Annotated in this window: 18 protein-coding genes; 12 read left to right on the forward strand and 6 right to left on the reverse strand. The window is 71.7% G+C overall.

The features are described from left to right. Window positions 1-454 precede the first annotated feature (454 nt). The 3 genes from deoC to N5I75_RS24100 are packed head-to-tail and all read left to right on the forward strand — an operon-like array spanning window position 455 to window position 3,765. A complete protein-coding gene (gene deoC, locus N5I75_RS24090) occupies window positions 455-1,414 on the forward strand; it encodes a deoxyribose-phosphate aldolase (RefSeq protein WP_476680480.1) in 960 nt (319 codons plus the stop codon). A gap of 22 nt (window positions 1,415-1,436) precedes the next feature. Continuing rightward, window positions 1,437-2,873: an aldehyde dehydrogenase family protein gene (locus N5I75_RS24095; protein WP_476680720.1), complete on the forward strand. Its 1,437-nt coding sequence runs from the start codon at window positions 1,437-1,439 to the stop codon at window positions 2,871-2,873. A gap of 1 nt (window position 2,874) precedes the next feature. After that, window positions 2,875-3,765 carry an aldehyde dehydrogenase family protein gene (locus N5I75_RS24100; protein WP_476680722.1) on the forward strand — a complete coding sequence of 297 codons (891 nt, stop codon included), beginning with the start codon at window positions 2,875-2,877 and terminating at the stop codon, window positions 3,763-3,765. Between the two features lie 82 nt (window positions 3,766-3,847). Here the strand turns inward: N5I75_RS24100 and N5I75_RS24105 are convergent, their stop codons facing one another. Then, window positions 3,848-4,597 (reverse strand): TetR/AcrR family transcriptional regulator, encoded by a 750-nt coding sequence (locus tag N5I75_RS24105; protein ID WP_476680482.1) that lies wholly within the window; start codon window positions 4,595-4,597, stop codon window positions 3,848-3,850. Between the two features lie 136 nt (window positions 4,598-4,733). Here N5I75_RS24105 and N5I75_RS24110 point away from each other — a divergent pair, with 136 nt between their 5' ends. Together N5I75_RS24110 and N5I75_RS24115 are read left to right on the forward strand one after the other, a co-directional pair. Next, window positions 4,734-5,330: an NADPH-dependent FMN reductase gene (locus tag N5I75_RS24110; RefSeq protein WP_476680484.1), complete on the forward strand. Its 597-nt coding sequence runs from the start codon at window positions 4,734-4,736 to the stop codon at window positions 5,328-5,330. Between the two features lie 36 nt (window positions 5,331-5,366). Beyond that, window positions 5,367-6,857, forward strand: a complete 1,491-nt coding sequence (locus N5I75_RS24115; protein ID WP_476680486.1) for a DHA2 family efflux MFS transporter permease subunit — start codon at window positions 5,367-5,369, stop codon at window positions 6,855-6,857. Here N5I75_RS24115 and N5I75_RS24120 read toward each other — a convergent pair. Next, on the reverse strand, window positions 6,804-7,211 hold the full coding sequence (locus tag N5I75_RS24120) for a hypothetical protein (protein ID WP_476680488.1): 408 nt from the start codon (window positions 7,209-7,211) through the stop codon (window positions 6,804-6,806). The two genes, N5I75_RS24115 and N5I75_RS24120, sit on opposite strands and share 54 nt — an antisense overlap. 159 nt (window positions 7,212-7,370) lie before the next feature. Here N5I75_RS24120 and N5I75_RS24125 point away from each other — a divergent pair, with 159 nt between their 5' ends. After that, entirely contained in the window at window positions 7,371-8,006 is a 636-nt protein-coding gene (locus N5I75_RS24125; RefSeq protein WP_476680490.1) for a uridine kinase family protein, read from the forward strand. 203 nt (window positions 8,007-8,209) lie between these two features. Here the strand turns inward: N5I75_RS24125 and N5I75_RS24130 are convergent, their stop codons facing one another. After that, window positions 8,210-8,968: a SigE family RNA polymerase sigma factor gene (locus tag N5I75_RS24130; protein ID WP_476680724.1), complete on the reverse strand. Its 759-nt coding sequence runs from the start codon at window positions 8,966-8,968 to the stop codon at window positions 8,210-8,212. Between the two features lie 216 nt (window positions 8,969-9,184). Here N5I75_RS24130 and afsQ1 point away from each other — a divergent pair, with 216 nt between their 5' ends. From afsQ1 to N5I75_RS24155, 5 genes are all read left to right on the forward strand, one after another. Beyond that, window positions 9,185-9,862, forward strand: coding sequence for a two-component system response regulator AfsQ1 (gene afsQ1 / locus N5I75_RS24135; protein WP_161300939.1), 678 nt, complete (start codon window positions 9,185-9,187; stop codon window positions 9,860-9,862). Beyond that, entirely contained in the window at window positions 9,859-11,454 is a 1,596-nt protein-coding gene (locus N5I75_RS24140) for an ATP-binding protein (protein ID WP_476680491.1), read from the forward strand. The genes afsQ1 and N5I75_RS24140 overlap by 4 nt, the downstream gene beginning before the upstream one ends. Beyond that, on the forward strand, window positions 11,451-12,053 hold the full coding sequence (locus tag N5I75_RS24145) for a hypothetical protein (RefSeq protein ID WP_476680492.1): 603 nt from the start codon (window positions 11,451-11,453) through the stop codon (window positions 12,051-12,053). The genes N5I75_RS24140 and N5I75_RS24145 overlap by 4 nt, the downstream gene beginning before the upstream one ends. Window positions 12,054-12,129: 76 nt before the next feature. Next, a complete protein-coding gene (locus tag N5I75_RS24150; RefSeq protein WP_476680494.1) occupies window positions 12,130-12,672 on the forward strand; it encodes a VanZ family protein in 543 nt (180 codons plus the stop codon). A gap of 79 nt (window positions 12,673-12,751) precedes the next feature. Next, window positions 12,752-12,952 (forward strand): PspC domain-containing protein, encoded by a 201-nt coding sequence (locus tag N5I75_RS24155; protein ID WP_476680496.1) that lies wholly within the window; start codon window positions 12,752-12,754, stop codon window positions 12,950-12,952. A gap of 92 nt (window positions 12,953-13,044) precedes the next feature. Here the strand turns inward: N5I75_RS24155 and N5I75_RS24160 are convergent, their stop codons facing one another. Further along, on the reverse strand, window positions 13,045-13,398 hold the full coding sequence (locus N5I75_RS24160) for an ATP-binding protein (protein ID WP_476680498.1): 354 nt from the start codon (window positions 13,396-13,398) through the stop codon (window positions 13,045-13,047). Window positions 13,399-13,605: 207 nt separating this feature from the next. Continuing rightward, window positions 13,606-14,742 carry an adenosine deaminase gene (locus N5I75_RS24165; protein WP_476680500.1) on the reverse strand — a complete coding sequence of 379 codons (1,137 nt, stop codon included), beginning with the start codon at window positions 14,740-14,742 and terminating at the stop codon, window positions 13,606-13,608. A 191-nt stretch (window positions 14,743-14,933) separates the two neighbouring features. Here N5I75_RS24165 and N5I75_RS24170 point away from each other — a divergent pair, with 191 nt between their 5' ends. Further along, window positions 14,934-15,692: an alpha/beta hydrolase gene (locus tag N5I75_RS24170; RefSeq protein WP_476680502.1), complete on the forward strand. Its 759-nt coding sequence runs from the start codon at window positions 14,934-14,936 to the stop codon at window positions 15,690-15,692. Here the strand turns inward: N5I75_RS24170 and N5I75_RS24175 are convergent. Further along, window positions 15,682-16,626: a LysR family transcriptional regulator gene (locus N5I75_RS24175; RefSeq protein ID WP_476680504.1), complete on the reverse strand. Its 945-nt coding sequence runs from the start codon at window positions 16,624-16,626 to the stop codon at window positions 15,682-15,684. The two genes, N5I75_RS24170 and N5I75_RS24175, sit on opposite strands and share 11 nt — an antisense overlap. Window positions 16,627-16,672: the final 46 nt, after the last annotated feature.

A 16,672-nucleotide genomic window follows, 5' to 3' on the forward strand; every position in this document is an offset into this window, starting at 1 on the left:
CCCGAGGACCAGCAGCACGACGCCTCCGGCGACGCCGGCGGGTGACCGGTAGATGCGGTCGGGGTTCGAGGGGGGAGGCTTGCTCATACCCCGATTCTGCCTGACGCTGCGCTTGGTCCCGCCAGGGACTCCCTCCGCGGAGTCGCTGGGCACGGGCCGCTTCGGGCCCCGCGGCCGGGCGCCGTCGCCGAGTGACGCGTGCGTCGTGGCTGAGCGCGCCGTTCCCCGCGCCCCTGGGGTGGCTGACAGCCGTCGTCCGTGGCGCGTGCGTCGTGGTTGCTCGCGCAGTTCCCCGCGCCCCTGGGGGGCAATATCAAGCCCCTCCGGCGATTGAGGAGCGGGGCCGGGGCGGAGCCCCGGGGCTGGGCGTGCGCGCCGGGTACGGATACAGCGGGTCAAGGGACCCCGGGCCCTATACATCTGCTACGCGCGTAGATATGCTCAGCTCGTGAGCATGCCCACTGCATCCCCCGCCAAAGAACACGCGCTGGCCCACGCCACCGCCTCCGAGGCCACGCTGCGCCGATTCCTCCAGGGACTGCCTGGCGTCGACGCGGTGGGTCTGGAGAGCCGCGCCGCCGCGCTCGGGACCCGTTCGATCAAGACCACGGCGAAGGCGTACGCCATCGACCTGGCCATCTCGATGATCGACCTGACGACCCTGGAGGGCGCCGACACCCCGGGCAAGGTCCGGGCGCTCGGCGCGAAGGCCGTCAACCCGGACCCGACCGACCGCACCGCCCCGCGCACCGCCGCCGTCTGCGTCTACCCCGACATGGTCGCGACGGCGAAGGAGGCCGTGGCCGGCACGGACGTGAAGGTCGCCTCCGTCGCCACCGCCTTCCCGGCGGGCCGCGCCGCGCTCGACGTGAAGCTCGGTGACGTCCGCGAGGCCGTCGCCGCGGGCGCCGACGAGATCGACATGGTCATCGACCGCGGCGCCTTCCTCGCCGGCAAGTACATGAAGGTCTACGAGGAGATCCGCGCCGTGAAGGAGGCCTCCGGGTCCGCACGGCTGAAGGTCATCTTCGAGACCGGCGAGCTGTCGACGTACGACAACATCCGCCGCGCGAGCTGGATCGGCATGCTGGCGGGAGCGGACTTCATCAAGACCTCGACCGGCAAGGTGGGGGTCAACGCCACCCCCGCCAACACGCTGCTGATGCTGGAGGCGGTCCGCGACTTCCGCGCCGCCACCGGCGTCCAGATCGGCGTGAAGCCCGCCGGCGGCATCCGCACCTCGAAGGACGCCGTCAAGTTCCTCGTGATCGTGAACGAGACCGTGGGCGCGGACTGGCTCGACAACCACTGGTTCCGGTTCGGCGCCTCCAGCCTCCTGAGCGACCTGCTGATGCAGCGCCAGAAGCTGGCAACCGGCCGCTACTCCGGTCCCGACTACGTGACGGTGGACTGATCCCGACATGAGCAACTCACCCATGACCAACGCCTTCGCGTACGCGCCCGCACCCGAGTCGCGTTCCGTCGTCGACATCGCCCCGTCCTACGGGCTCTTCATCGACGGCGAGTTCGCCGAGGCCGCCGACGGCAAGGTCTTCAAGACCGTCTCGCCCTCCACCGAGGAGGTGCTCTCCGAGGTCGCGCAGGCCGGTGAGGCCGACGTCGAGCGGGCCGTGCAGGCCGCGCGCAAGGCGTTCACCACCTGGTCGGCGCTGCCGGGCGCGGAGCGCGGCAAGTACCTGTTCCGCATCGCCCGGATCATCCAGGAGCGCTCACGCGAGCTGGCCGTCCTGGAGACGCTGGACAACGGAAAGCCCATCAAGGAGACGAGGGACGCCGACCTCCCCCTCGTGGCCGCGCACTTCTTCTACTACGCGGGCTGGGCCGACAAGCTCGGCCACGCGGGCTACGGACCGAACCCCAAGGCGCTCGGCGTCGCGGGCCAGGTCATCCCGTGGAACTTCCCGCTGCTCATGCTGGCGTGGAAGATCGCCCCGGCGCTCGCCACCGGCAACACGGTGGTCCTCAAGCCCGCCGAGACGACGCCGCTGTCCGCCCTGTTCTTCGCGGACATCTGCCGCCAGGCGGGCCTGCCCAAGGGCGTCGTCAACATCCTGCCCGGGTACGGCGACGCCGGTGCCGCGCTGGTCGCGCACCCCGACGTGAACAAGGTGGCCTTCACCGGCTCCACGGCCGTCGGCAAGCAGATCGCCCGTACGGTCGCGGGGACGGACAAGAAGGTCACCCTCGAACTGGGCGGCAAGGGCGCCAACATCGTCTTCGACGACGCCCCGATCGACCAGGCCGTCGAGGGCATCGTCACCGGCATCTTCTTCAACCAGGGCCAGGTCTGCTGCGCGGGCTCGCGCCTCCTCGTCCAGGAGTCGATCCAGGACGAGCTGCTCGACAGCCTGAAGCGGCGCCTCACCACCCTGCGCCTCGGCGACCCCCTCGACAAGAACACCGACATCGGCGCGATCAACTCCGCCGAGCAGCTCGCCCGCATCACGGCGCTCGCCGAGACGGGCGAGGCCGAGGGCGCCGAGCGCTGGTCGGCGCCGTGCGAGCTGCCGTCGTCCGGCTACTGGTTCGCGCCGACGCTGTTCACGGGCGTCACGCAGGCGCACACCGTCGCCCGCGACGAGATCTTCGGCCCGGTCCTGTCCGTGCTCTCCTTCCGCACGCCGGAGGAGGCCGTCGCCAAGGCCAACAACACGCAGTACGGGCTCTCGGCGGGCATCTGGACCGAGAAGGGTTCGCGCATCCTGGCCGTCGCCAACAAGCTGCGGGCGGGCGTCGTCTGGGCCAACACGTTCAACAAGTTCGACCCGACCTCGCCGTTCGGCGGTTACAAGGAGTCGGGCTTCGGCCGCGAAGGCGGCCGTCACGGCCTGGAGGCGTACCTCGATGTCTGAGATGTCCGACCGTCTGCGTGTCCTCAAGACCTACAAGCTGTACGTGGGCGGGAAGTTCCCGCGTTCCGAGAGCGGCCGGGTGTACGAAGTGACCGACGCGAAGAACGGCTCGTGGCTGGCGAACGCCCCGCGCTCGTCCCGCAAGGACGGCCGTGACGCCGTCGTCGCCGCCCGCAAGGCGTTCGGTGCCTGGTCGGGCGCGACCGCGTACAACCGCGGCCAGGTCCTCTACCGCGTCGCCGAGATGCTGGAGGGCCGCCGCGACCAGTTCGTGCGCGAGGTCGCCGAGGCGGAGGGCCTGGGCAAGTCCAAGGCCGCCGCGGTCGTCGACGCGGCGATCGACCGCTGGGTCTGGTACGCGGGCTGGACCGACAAGATCGGCCAGATCGTGGGCGGCGCCAACCCGGTGGCCGGGCCGTTCTTCAACCTCTCCACGCCGGAGCCGTCCGGCGTCGTCACGATCCTCGCCCCGCAGGAGTCGTCCTTCCTCGGCCTCGTCTCGGTGATCGCCCCGGTCATCGCGTCGGGCAACACGGCGGTCGTGATCACCTCCGAGAAGGCGCCGCTCCCGGCGCTCTCCCTCGGCGAGGTGCTCGCCACCTCCGACCTGCCGGGCGGCGTCGTGAACCTCCTTTCCGGCAAGGCGGCGGAGATCGCCCCGGCGCTCGCCGCGCACCAGGACGTCAACGGCATCGACCTCACCGGCGCCGACGCGGCCCTCGCCAAGGAGCTGGAGATCGCGGCCGCCGACAACCTGAAGCGCGTCCGTCGTCCCCAGCCTGTGGAGGACTTCACGGCGGACCCGGGCACGGACCGCCTCACGCAGTTCCTGGAGACCAAGACGGTCTGGCACCCCACGGGTTCGCTGGGCGCGTCCGGCTCCTCGTACTAGCCACGTGCGCACTTGAGGCCCCGGCTCCTCCTCCGTCCAGGAGGGGCCGGGGCCTCACCCCTGCCCGCACCAGGGCAAGCGCTCAGATCCCGAGGCGCTGCGCGATCCCGTCCAGGACGCAGTCGAGACCGAACTCGAACTCCCAGCCCGGGTCGTCCTTGCGCGTCGCGGACAGCGCGTACTTCTTGTAGGTGGGGTAGCGGCCGGTTCCCATCAGGTAGTTCATCTGCGGCGCGAGCGCCTGGCGGGTCTCGGCGCCGCTCTGCCAGCCGTGCTCCCGCTTGTACTCGCGCAGGGCGATCTCCGACTGTGCCGCGCCGTGCACGAACGCGCCGACCGCGCGGAACGCGGCCATCATCGAGTCGGCGTCCAGATCGCGGCCGGCCAGCGCCCGCAACTGCCGTTCCGCTACGGCCATCCGCGCCGGGGTGAGCTGGATGAGCGGCGCCGGCACCTGGCCGAGCCAGGGATGGCGCAGCATCATCTCCCGGGTCTGCAGGGCGAAGGAGCGCAGCACCTCACGCCAGTCCGTCACGTCGTCGGCCACCGTGAGCCGGGCCGAGACCCGGTCGAACATGAGCGCCCACAGGTCGTCCTTGCCGGACACGTGCCGGTATGCGGCCATGGGAGCGACCCCGAGCTTCGCGGCGAGGCGCCGCATGGTGACGGCGGCGGCACCCTCCTCGTCCGCCAGCTCCACGGCCGCCTCGGCGATCCGGTCGAGGGTCAGCGAGGCGCGCTGGGTGGGTGCGGGCCGTTCGAGCCGCTCCCAGAGCGAGGGCTCGACCAGCCGGCTCTCGTCTTTGCCGCCCTTGTCCTTCGGTGCCGTCACGGCCCGCCCCTCTCGCTCCCACGGTTGCGTACAGCGTATCCACAGTAGACGGCGTACACGTCGATGTGTACGTTGTACGCGGGATATACGTCGTACACATCCTTGTCGGCGCTCATCACTTCCCAGGGGGTCCACCATGTCCAGCAGCAGCACACCGCTGCGCGTCGCCGTCCTCGTCGGTTCCACCCGCGAGGGCCGCTTCGCGCCCGTCGTCACCAAGTGGCTGACCGGCCACCTCGGGCAGCGCGAGGACGTGCGCGCCGATGTCGTCGACCTCGCCGAGACGCCGCTGCCCACCGTCCTGCCGGCCTTCGGCCAGGAGCCGCCGCCCGGGACGACGGAGGCGCTGTCGCTGGTCTCGCCGCGCCTCGCCGCCGCCGACGCGTTCGTCTTCGTCACGCCCGAGTACAACCACAGCTATCCGGCCGCCCTGAAGAACGCCGTCGACTGGCACAACGAGCAGTGGCACGGCAAGCCGGTCGCGTTCGTCTCGTACGGCGGCCTGTCGGGCGGCCTGCGCGCGGTCGAGCACCTCCGCGTCGTCATGGCCGAGCTGAACGCCATGACCATCCGCAACACCGTCAGCTTCCACAACGCCTTCGGGGCCTTCGCGGCGGACGGCCGCGTCGACGACCCGGCGGTGGACACGGCCGCGAAGGCGATGCTCGACCAGCTCACCTGGTGGGCGCACGCCCTGCGGGACGCCAAGGAGAGCCGGCCGTACCCGGCCTGACACTTCGTCACCCACGTACCGCCCGAAGGGGGAGGCATGCGTACACGTACGGAACGAGGAGAGCCCGCCGCACCGTCCCGGCCCGTGATCGCCGGGCTGCTGCTCGGCATCGTCCTCGCCACGCTCGACGGCACCATCGTCGGCACGGCCCTGCCGGTCATCGTCGAGGACCTGGGGGGCCTCGCGCATCTGTCCTGGGTGGTGACGGCCTATCTGCTGACCGCCGCCGTCTCCACGCCCCTGTGGGGCAAGGTCGGCGACCTCTACGGCCGCAAGGGCAGCTACCTCGCCTCCATCGCCCTCTTCCTCACCGGCTCCGCGCTGTGCGGACTGGCGCAGGACATGGGGCAGTTGGTCGCCTTCCGTGCCGTGCAGGGGATCGGCGCGGGCGGTCTCTTCGTGGGCGCGCTCGCGCTCATCGGGACGCTGCTCACCCCGGGGGAAGCGGCCCGCGCGCAGTCGCTGATGGGCGTTCTGCTGCCCGGCGCCATGATCGGCGGCCCGCTGCTCGGCGGCCTCCTCACCGACCAGCTGGACTGGCGCTGGGTCTTCTACGTGAACCTGCCCGTCGGCGCCGTCGCGCTGGCCGTCATCGGGGCGGGCGTCCATGTCCGCACGGAACGCGTCAAGGCCCGTATCGACCTCGCGGGCGCCGCCCTGCTCACCGCCACGATCCTCGCCCTGACCCTCCTCGCGAGCTGGGCGGGTACGACGTACGCGTGGACGTCACCGCAGATCATCGGGCTCGGCCTGGTCTCGGCGGCGGCGCTCGCGGCGTTCGTCCGGGCCGAGCGGCGCGCGGCCGAGCCGGTGATCCCGCCGCGCCTGTTCCGGGACCGGAACTTCACCCTCGCGCAGGTGCTGAGCTTCACCTCGGGCGCCGCCATGCTCGCCGCCGCCAGTTTCCTGCCGCAGTACATGCAGCTCGTCCGGGGCCGCTCGGCGACGGAGAGCGGGCTGCTGCTGCTCCCGCTGATGCTCGGCATGATGGCGGCCCAACTGCTCATCGGCCGCCGGGTGGGGGCGGGCGGGACCTACCGCCGCTTTCCGATCGCGGGCGGCGCGCTGGCCACGGCGGGCGCCCTCGCCCTGCTCCTGCTGGACACCGGGACGGCCGTGTGGGCGGCGTCGGCCCTGACCCTGCCCCTCGGCGCCGGGCTCGGCTGTCTGATGCAGCCCGCGCTGCTGATCACCATGAACAGCGCGGAGCCCCGCGACATCGGGGCGGCGAGTGGCACGCAGACGCTGCTGCGGACGGTCGGCGGTTCGCTCGGGGTCGCCGTGCTCGGCTCGGTCTTCGCGGGGCGGGTGCGGGAGGGCGCGGGACCGGCGGTGTTCCGGTCGAGCGTCGTCGAGGGGCTGCACGGGGTGGCGCTCGGCACGGCGGCGCTGTGCGCGGTGGCGTTCACTGTCGCGTGGGCGGTGCGCGAGACACCCCTGCGGACGCGCACCGCACCGCCCCCCGAGAAGGCGTCAGCCCGGCAGCCCGCCCACCACGGCGCCGACGAGCGGCAGCTCGGAGAGTGAACTGCCCGACGTGATCGGGCGGGTGAGCGCGGCCGTGCTGACCGGCTTGAAGTCGGCGAGCTGCGCGCCGATCGCGTTGTCCAGCGGGTCGGCGCCCGTGCCCGCCAGTGGGTCGAGCTGCAGCTTCGTGAGGGGCCCGAGCGCGTGCGTGGTCGAGGCGGTCAGCGCCTGGCCGGCGGCCTGCACGGGCGAGCCCACGCTGCTGCCGGTGTCGGGGGCGGGCGCGGCGCTCGCGGTCACGGCGCCCGCCCCGACCACCGCTCCGGCGGCGGTCACGGTCAGCCCGGCGCGCAGCAGGGCGCGCCGGGTGCCGTTGGTCGTCATCGGAATCTTGCGGGCTGCGTGTCGAGCCATGATCTCTCCGCCTGAGCCTCTCGGTCCGGAACTGCGGAACGTCCGCACAATCGCTTCTGCGTCACCACAGAACCACGAAGAGTAGTTGAACGTGTCGCCTGCCACATCATCACCACGCGGACTCGGCCCCGACGCCTCCATGCCGCACACTGTTCTCTCGTGAGTTCGCATCCTCCGATACCGACCCGGGTCGTCCTGCTCGCAGGGCCCTCCGGCTCCGGCAAGTCGTCGTTCGCCGCCCGCTCCGGGCTTCCCGTGCTCTGTCTCGACGACTTCTACAAGGAGGCCGACGACCCGACCCTGCCGCTGGTGCCCGGGACGTCGGACATCGACTGGGACGCGACAGGGTCCTGGGACACGGAGGCGGCGCTCGCCGCGATCGTCGAGCTGTGCGAGAAGGGACGTACCAACGTCCCCGTCTACTCCCTGGCCACCAGCGCACGGGTGGGCGAGAAGGCGCTCGACATCGAGCGCACGCCCCTCTTCATCGCGGAGGGCATCTTCGCGGCGGACATCGTCGAACGGTGCCGCGACCTCGGTGTCCTGGCCGACGCCCTCTGCCTGCGCGGCCGCCCCTCGACGACGTTTCGCCGCCGCCTCCTGCGCGACCTGAAGGAGGGCCGCAAATCAGTCCCGTTCCTCCTCCGCCGGGGCTGGCGCCTGATGCGCGAGGAGAAGGGCATAGTGGCCCGCCACGTCTCCCTGGGCGCCCACGCCTGCGACAAGAAGGAGGCCCTGACCCGCCTGACAGCAGCAGCGGCGGGCCGCAGAGCAAAAGCACGGGCGACGTCATAACCCCCTAGGGGCGCGGGGAACTGCGCGAGCAACCACGAACAACCCGCACCCGCGTGGAAGCCGCAAGCCCTACGGCGCGAGGGCGCACGGGCCCGCAAAAGGCGACGGGACCAGCAAGGCCCCCCGGCCCTCTGGTCCCGCCTGTTCCCCCCCAACACCCCGCTCCCCCAAGCGGGGCCCCCGTTACCCCCCGAAGAAGCGCCTCAGGCGACAAGCTCCCCGAAGCTCTCCTCCTGGTCCCGACCAAAACTCAGGACCTCGTCATCCCGCAGCCGCCGCAGCGACCGCCAGATGCTCGACTTCACCGTGCCGACGCTGATGTCCAGGATCTCGGCGATCTCCGGGTCGGTACGGCCCTCGTAGTAGCGCAGCACCAGCATGGTCCGCTGCAGTTCGGGCAGGCGGGCGAGCGCCTGCCAGAGAACGGCCCGCAGCTCGGTGCCGCGCATCGCGTCCGTGTCGCCGGCCGTCTCCGGCAGCTCCTCGGTCGGATACTCGTTGAGCTTGCGGCGGCGCCACGCGCTGATGTGCAGGTTGGTCATGGTGCGGCGCAGGTAACCCCCGACCGCGGCCTTGTCGCTGATCCGGTCCCAGGCGCGGTACGTCGAGAACAGGGCGCTCTGCAGCAGGTCCTCGGCCTCGAACCGGTCGCCGGTCAGGTGGTAGGCGGTTGCGTACAGGGAGGCGCGGCGTTCCTGCACGTAGGCCGTGAACTCGGCCTCCGACAGCGATGTACGCCGTTCCCCCGATGCCTCCCTGTACGCGGCTCCCCCGTGAGCGACCCCTTCGGTCACCGTCTCCGGCGCGTCAACCACCGTCATGTACACGGTGTGCTGACGCCCGGCGCCGCGAGCGCACCCCCGCCCGCTCACGGCACCGGACTTCTCATGACGCTCGCCGCGGCCCAGGTCGTGCAGGCGCGTGACAACTGCGGTTGATGTGGTGCTGTGCAGCGTGTTCATCGCGCGCCCCCCGTCGTGGAGTCCGGTTACGTCCGTCATTCGGTCCTTGCACCATCGCGTCTTGCTGTGCGATGTCCAAAAGCTTGCCGGGGCGACTTCATGGCGGTGTCCTTCGACTGTCACAGACCTGTCACAGGGGTCCGGGCTGTGCGGGTCGGGTGTGGGACGCCCGCACCCGGTCGAACTAAAGGCCTGTCATGGGCCAGAATGGCGGCTGTGCCTTCCCTGTTGCTGATCGAGGACGACGACGCCATCCGCACGGCCCTGGAGCTGTCACTGACGCGCCAGGGTCACCGGGTGGCCACCGCTGCCACCGGCGAGGACGGTCTGAAGCTGTTGCGCGAGCAGCGGCCCGATCTGATCGTCCTCGACGTGATGCTGCCCGGCATCGACGGGTTCGAGGTGTGCCGCCGCATCCGGCGCACGGACCAGCTGCCGATCATCCTGCTCACGGCGCGCAGCGACGACATCGACGTGGTGGTGGGCCTGGAGTCGGGGGCCGACGACTACGTGGTCAAGCCCGTCCAGGGCCGGGTCCTCGACGCCCGTATCCGCGCGGTGCTCCGCCGTGGTGAGCGGGAGGCCAACGACGCGGCGTCGTTCGGTTCGCTGGTGATCGACCGCGCCGCGATGACCGTCACGAAGAACGGCGAGGACCTCCAGCTCACCCCGACCGAGCTGCGGCTGCTGCTCGAACTGAGCCGGCGGCCCGGGCAGGCGCTCTCCCGGCAGCAGCTCCTGCGTCTGGTGTGGGAGCACGACTACCTGGGCGACTCGCGGCTCGTGGACGCCTGTGTGCAGCGGCTGCGCGCCAAGGTCGAGGACGTGCCGTCCTCCCCGACGCTGATCCGTACCGTGCGCGGCGTGGGCTACCGGCTGGACTCGCCTCAGTGACCGATCCGCACGACACGTCCCACGGCCTGACCGCGGCGAAGAAGGCGATACCGGCAGGGCTGCGCTTCACGAGCCTGCGGCTGCGGCTCGTGGTGGTGTTCGCGCTCGTCGCCCTGACGGCCGCCGTCTCCGCGTCCGGGATCGCGTACTGGCTCAACCGCGAGGCCGTCCTGACACGGACGCAGGACGCGGCGCTCAGCGACTTCGAGCAGGAGATGCAGAACCGGGCGGCCGTGCTGCCCGAGCACCCGACGCAGGGCGAGCTGCAGCACGCGGCGAACCTGATGGCCGACAGCAGCCAGCACTTCAGCGTGCTGCTCATCGACACGGACGAGAACGGCCGCCGCGTGGTGGGCAATTCGGACCTCGACGCGTTCACGGTCGCCGACGTGCCGCGCTCGCTGCGGGCGGCGGTCGACAAGAAGCAGCCGGTCACCGACAACAACAAGCACCCGTACCACCTGTACTGGCAGCGGATCACGCGCGGCGACACCCCGTACCTGGTGGGCGGCGCGCAGGTGAACGGCGGGCCGACCGGCTACATGCTGAAGTCGCTCGAACCGGAGGCCAAGGACCTGAACTCGCTGGCCTGGTCGCTCGGGATCGCGACCGCGCTCGCGCTGATCGGCTCCGCGCTGCTCGCGCAGGCCGCGGCGACGACCGTGCTCAAGCCGGTGCACCGGCTCGGCGTGGCCGCGCGCAGGCTCGGCGAGGGCAAGCTCGACACCAGGCTGCGCGTCTCCGGCACGGACGAGCTGGCCGAGCTGTCCCGGACGTTCAACAATGCGGCGGAGAACCTGGAGAAGAAGGTCGCGGACATGAGTGCGCGGGACGAGTCCTCGCGCCGGTTCGTCGCCGACATGTCGCACGAGCTGCGGACACCGCTGACCGCGATCACCGCCGTCACCGAGGTCCTCGAGGAGGAGCTGGACGCCGAGACGGGCTCCGTCGATCCCATGATCGAGCCGGCCGTCCGCCTGGTCGTCAGCGAGACCCGGCGCCTGAACGACCTGGTCGAGAATCTGATGGAGGTCACCCGCTTCGACGCGGGCACCGCCAAGCTCGTTCTCGACACCGTCGACATCGCCGACCAGATCACCGCCTGTATCGACGCCCGCGCCTGGCTGGACGCCGTCGAGCTGGACGCCGAGCGCGGCAACCTCGTCCGGCTCGACCCGCGCCGCCTCGACGTCATCCTCGCCAACCTCATCGGCAACGCGCTCAAGCACGGCGGCTCCCCGGTGAACGTCTCGGTGCGGACCGAGCCGGGCGAGGGCGGCGACCTCGTCATCGCCGTACGGGACCACGGGCCCGGCATCCCCGAGGACGTCCTGCCGCACGTCTTCGACCGGTTCTACAAGGCGAGCGCCTCCCGGCCCCGGTCCGAGGGGAGCGGCCTCGGGCTCTCCATCGCCCTGGAGAACGCCCACGTCCACGGCGGCGAGATCACCGCCGCCAACCATCCCGACGGCGGCGCCGTGTTCACGCTGCGCCTCCCGGCGGACGCGGACGCGAGCGGCCCAGGGGACGAAGACGGCGCGGAAGACACAGAGGACGCCGGTAACGCGCAGGAAGGCGGGGTCGTCACATGAGGCTGCGGGGACGGCTGTGGGGGCTGCTCGGGCTCACGGCGGTGGTGCTCGCCGGCTGCGGGATCCGCCCCACGGAGGTGCCCACCGAGTTCGGCGCGGCGCCCACGCGTGTGGGCTGCGCGATGTCCCGTGCGGAGGGGGTGCGGGCGCAGGCGGCGGGCGAGTTCGGGGTGCAGGTCTACCTCGTCTGCACGTCCCAGCTCGTGACCGTCGACCGGACGGTCACGGTGCCGCACGACCGGACCTCCGACCGGGTCGGTGTCGCCCAGGAGCTCCTGGCGCAGCTGGCCGAGCCGCTGTCGGCGAAGGAGAAGCAGGCCGGGTACACCACGGACGTCGGCTCGCACACCAAGGTCTCGGGCCCGCGCGAGGGCGACCCCGCCGACGCGCTGCGCCTGAACGTGCCGCCGGACGACCTGTCGCCGTACGCCCTGGCCCAGATCGTGTGTACGTTCGCGAACAGCAAGGTGGCCATGGACGGCGAGGACCACGTGGCCCTCGGCGGCCCCGGCGACGACCCGCTGCGCGGCTACGAGTGCACGGACGCGGTCAAGGCCCGGCCGGGGATAGCGCCCGCCCCGGCCGAGACGGTCGGCTGAGCGCACCCCGCGACGTGACCCAGCTCATCGTGGGGTCCCCGGAACCGATCCTCCCACCCGGGGCGTCTACGGGGTCGTGCAGCGCCACAGCTCGGACGGTCACGGGGCCGTCATCCGCTTCCGTACGGCAGGGCTCGTCCTCCTGGCCGCGCATCTTCTTCTCGTCGCCTGGGTGACGCTGCGCCCCCTGGACGTGCCCTGGGTCAGCGCCGCGAACCTGCACCCGCTGGCCTCCATCCGGGCCGATCTGGCGCTCGGCTGGCGGCAGGGCGCCCGGTGCATCGGCGCCGGTCTCGCGCTGCTCGCGCCGCTCGGCGTGCTGCTGCCCCTGGCGGGCGGCCGGATCCACGTGTCCACCTGGGGTTCGCTCCTGCGTACGGTCGCGGCCGGGGCGCTGATCTCGCTCGGCATCGAGCTGCTGCAGACCGGAGTGCCGGGGCAGGTCGTCAACATCGACTCGCTGCTGCTCAACACCGTGGGCGTGGCCCTCGCGCACGCCGCCGTGGTGCCCGCCCTGCGGGCCAGGCTCCGCCGCAGGGCCGAGCTGCGGCCCCTCCCCCAGCAGGAGCCGGCTCAGGGTCCGACCCCGACGATTCCCAGGGTCGGGGTAGCCCCGTGAGCCGATGCCCCGCCCAGCTCACCGCCGTACCTTCGAATACGTAAGCACCACACGACGAAGGTTCGCGAAGGAGCCCACCATGACCGCCCTTGCCCGCCCCACCACCGGACGGATGATCGGCGGAGTGTGCGCAGCGCTGGCACGGCGCTTCGGCACCTCCGCGACCACGATGCGCGTGATCTTCCTGCTCTCGTGCCTGCTGCCCGGGCCGCAGTTCCTGCTCTACATCGCCCTGTGGGTGCTGCTGCCGAGCGAGAACAAGGTGCGCCAGGCCTGGTGACCTGAGGCCGCAGACGTAGACGCAGACGTACGGGAAAGGGGCGCACCCCGCGAGATCGCGGGGTGCGCCCCTTCGTCGTGCGCCGCGCCGGGTCAGCCGAGGGCGGGCAGTCCCGGGCCGAGCGGGAGGCCGCTGGTGGGCAGCGAGTTGGTGGGCAGGCCGCCGAGCAGGCTGCCGACCGGGTCACCGTTCTCCAGGAGCTGCTGCGCCACGGGCTGGACGGTGGTCAGGCCGTTGGTCACGGCGCTCTGCGCACCCTGCACAGCCTCGGGGCCGCCGACGGGCAGCGAGCCGGCCGCCTTGTCGAGGGGGAGGCCCGAGGTCAGACCGGTGACGGTCCCCGCGACGTCCGGGAGGGCGGCGGCGTTCGCGGCACCGGCACCGGCGACGGCGAAGGCGGCACCGAGGGCGGCGACACCGAGGGTCTTGGCAGCAGACTGCTTCATGGGGTCCTTTGTTCCTTGTTCTGGGGGACGCGGTTCCGTATCCGGCAAACACGCGAAATCACCCCGGAGTTACTACCCACCCTCAGGAAGGACCCGGCGCAACCCTGCTGACCGTACGGGGAAACCGCAGGTCAGACAGGTTTGCGAGCGGAGTCAACACGGGACGGCGACAGCCCGTTCGCCGTCAACCCCGTGTTGACCCGACGCTTAACGGAAAAGCCACTCCGCGCGCAGTTCGGCGTAGCGCGGCTTGACGACGTCGTTGATCATCGCCAGGCGCTCGTCGAACGGGATGAAGGCCGATTTGAGCGCGTTCACGGTGAACCACTCGAAGTCGCTCAGCGTGTAGCCGAACGCGTCGGCCAGGTGCTCGAACTCGCGGCTCATCGACGTACCCGACATCAGGCGGTTGTCCGTGTTGACGGTGACGCGGAACCGCAGCTTGCGCAGCAGCCCGATCGGGTGTTCGGCGTACGAACTGGCGGCACCGGTCTGCAGGTTGGACGTCGGGCACATCTCCAGCGGCACGCGCTTGTCCCGTACGTAGCTCGCGAGGCGGCCGAGCTTGACCGTGCCGTCGTCGGCGACCTGGATGTCGTCGATGATGCGCACACCGTGGCCGAGGCGGTCGGCGCCGCACCACTGCAGGGCCTGCCAGATCGAGGGCAGGCCGAACGCCTCACCGGCGTGGATCGTGAAGTGGTTGTTCTCGCGCTTGAGGTACTCGAACGCGTCGAGGTGGCGGGTGGGAGGGTAGCCCGCCTCCGCGCCCGCGATGTCGAAGCCGACGACGCCCAGGTCGCGGTAGCGGTTGGCGAGTTCGGCGATCTCCAGGGCGCGGGCCGCGTGCCGCATGGCGGTGAGCAGGGCGCCGACGCGGATGCGGTGGCCGTTCTCCCTGGCCCGGCGCTCGCCCTCGCGGAAGCCCTCGTTGACCGCCTCGACGACCTCCTCGAGGGTGAGGCCGCCCTCCAGGTGCTGCTCGGGCGCGTAGCGGATCTCGGCGTAGACGACGCCGTCCTCGGCCAGGTCCTCGGCGCACTCGGCGGCGACGCGGAAGAGGGCGTCGCGCGACTGCATGACGGCGCAGGTGTGCGCGAAGGTCTCCAGGTACCGCTCCAGGGAGCCGGAGTCGGCGGCCTCGCGGAACCAGAGGCCGAGCTTGTCCGGGTCGGTCTCCGGCAGGTTCTCGTAGCCCTGCTCGCGCGCGAGGTCGACGACGGTGCCGGGGCGCAGGCCACCGTCGAGGTGGTCGTGCAGAAGGACCTTGGGGGCGCGGCGGATCTGTTCCGGGGTGGGCACCTTGGGGCTGTCGGGGCGGGGAACAATGGGCTGGCTCGTCATTTCCGCACTCTAACTCCTACGCGCGTAGATCGCTCCGGTTCGGCGAGAGAAAAGTACGGAGAAAGTGCCGGGACGATGCCAGGACAGTGCCGGGACAGCGCCCGGACGGTGCCGTGGCGGTGATCCGTCGATACGTAACAGTGACCCCGCGTACGGGTGGCGTACATCCGTGGTTCTGACACTGTTCTGTCATGCAGCAGCAAGCGACGCCGGTGCGCGAGGCCAGGCTCGGCAAGGCGAACGGGCCCGTGCCCGGGGCGGTCGGCGGCGTGGTGCTGCTGCTGCCCGCGGGCGAGGAGACGTCCACGCGCAGGCCCTCCCCGCTCGCGACCGCGTTCCTGCGGCCCCTCGCGCGCAGGCTCACGCGCTGCGGCCGGGAGGAGGGCCTGGTCACGCACGTCGTGCACTACCGCGGGCGCGGCTGGAACGGGGCGCAGGCCGAGACCGCGCGGGACGCCGGGTGGGCCGCCGACGAGGTGGTGCGCCGCTACGGCGACGTGCCGGTCTGTCTCGCGGGGGTCGACATGGGCGGCCGGGCGGCCCTGCACGCGGGCGGGCACCCGGCGGTGGAGTCCGTGCTCGCGCTCGCGCCCTGGCTGCCCGAGGACGACGTCGCCCTGCCCCCCGAACCGGTGAAACAGCTCGCCGGGCGGCGCGTGCTCATCGTGCACGGCACGGACGACCGGCGCACGGACCCCGAACTGTCGTTCCGGTTCGCCGAACGGGCGAAGAAGGCCAACCGCGACGTGTGCCGCTTCGAGGTGCACTCGGACGGGCACCGGCTCGCCCAGCACCGCTCGGAGGTGACCGCCCTGGCGGTGGATTTCGTGCTCGGCACCTTGTTCGGGCACCCGTTCTCGCGGCCGTTGCAGGACGCGCTGGCCGCACCGCCGCCCCTGGGGCTGCGGATGCCGCTGGCGTCGGGGTTCGGCGAGTCGCTCAACCAATAGGCGCGTCGGACTCTGGGAGGAGCTTGCCGCGCCTTGAGAGCAGGAACTTCTTGAAGGCCGCGACCGGCGGTGTGTCCGGATGCCCTTCCAGCCAGGCCACGCCGATCTCGCGGACCGCGCGCTGCCCGGTGACCGTCAGCTCGACAACCCCCGGCCGCGGTACGGCCGGTGGCGGCAGGAGCGCCACGCCGAGGCCCGCCGCGACGAGGCCGCGCAGCGTCTCCGCCTCCTCGCCCTCGAAGGCGACGCGGGGCGTGAAGCCCGCCTCCGCGCACAGGTCGTCGGTGATGCGGCGCAGCCCGTACCCGGGTTCGAGCGTCACGAAGGACTCGTCGGCGGCCTCCCCGAGCCGGACCCGCTTGCGCCCGGCGAGCCGGTGGTCCTCGGGGACGACGAGCCGCAGCCGCTGCTCGTCCAGGCGCCGGGCGACGAGGTCGGGGGCGTCCGGCACGGGCGAGGTGAGGCAGAGGTCGAGTTCGCCCGCGCGGAGCCGCTCCAGCATCGCCTCGCCGTAGTTCTGGACGAGGCTGAAGCGGATGCGCGGGTGGTCCGCGCGGAAGGCGCGGAGCAGGCCCGGCACCGTCTCCGTGCCCATGGTGTGCAGGAAGCCGAAGGCGACCTTGCCGGACTCGGGGTCGGCGTCGGCGCGCACCGACTCGGCGGCCTTCTCGACCTCGCCGAGCGCGCGCTCGACCGACGCGAGGAACGTGCGGCCCGCGGGGGTCAGGGAGACGGTGCGGCCGTGGCGGGCGAACAGGTCGACGCCGAGATCCCTCTCCAGGCGCACCATCGCGCGCGAGAGCGTCGACTGCGGTACCTGCATCTCGTGCGCCGCGCGCGTGACGTGCTCGGTACGGGCGACCCCGGCGAAGTAGGCGAGGCGGGGCGCGAGCAGCCGCACGATGTCCTCGTCCTGCCTGTGCTGATGCTCCATGGGAACGATTATGGGGCGTTCATGCATTGGACGCATGAATCATGGA

It is taken from the genome of Streptomyces sp. R818, from assembly GCF_056172735.1.

Coding starts and splice junctions, on each gene's coding strand:
- deoC (WP_476680480.1), top strand. CDS start 455: ATGCCCACTGCATCCCCCGCCAAAGAACACGCGCTGGCCCACGCCACC.
- N5I75_RS24095 (WP_476680720.1), top strand. CDS start 1,437: ATGACCAACGCCTTCGCGTACGCGCCCGCACCCGAGTCGCGTTCCGTC.
- N5I75_RS24100 (WP_476680722.1), top strand. CDS start 2,875: ATGTCCGACCGTCTGCGTGTCCTCAAGACCTACAAGCTGTACGTGGGC.
- N5I75_RS24110 (WP_476680484.1), top strand. CDS start 4,734: ATGTCCAGCAGCAGCACACCGCTGCGCGTCGCCGTCCTCGTCGGTTCC.
- N5I75_RS24115 (WP_476680486.1), top strand. CDS start 5,367: ATGCGTACACGTACGGAACGAGGAGAGCCCGCCGCACCGTCCCGGCCC.
- N5I75_RS24120 (WP_476680488.1), bottom strand. CDS start 7,211: ATGGCTCGACACGCAGCCCGCAAGATTCCGATGACGACCAACGGCACC.
- N5I75_RS24130 (WP_476680724.1), bottom strand. CDS start 8,968: ATGAACACGCTGCACAGCACCACATCAACCGCAGTTGTCACGCGCCTG.
- N5I75_RS24145 (WP_476680492.1), top strand. CDS start 11,451: ATGAGGCTGCGGGGACGGCTGTGGGGGCTGCTCGGGCTCACGGCGGTG.
- N5I75_RS24155 (WP_476680496.1), top strand. CDS start 12,752: ATGACCGCCCTTGCCCGCCCCACCACCGGACGGATGATCGGCGGAGTG.
- N5I75_RS24160 (WP_476680498.1), bottom strand. CDS start 13,398: ATGAAGCAGTCTGCTGCCAAGACCCTCGGTGTCGCCGCCCTCGGTGCC.
- N5I75_RS24165 (WP_476680500.1), bottom strand. CDS start 14,742: ATGACGAGCCAGCCCATTGTTCCCCGCCCCGACAGCCCCAAGGTGCCC.
- N5I75_RS24170 (WP_476680502.1), top strand. CDS start 14,934: ATGCAGCAGCAAGCGACGCCGGTGCGCGAGGCCAGGCTCGGCAAGGCG.
- N5I75_RS24175 (WP_476680504.1), bottom strand. CDS start 16,626: ATGGAGCATCAGCACAGGCAGGACGAGGACATCGTGCGGCTGCTCGCG.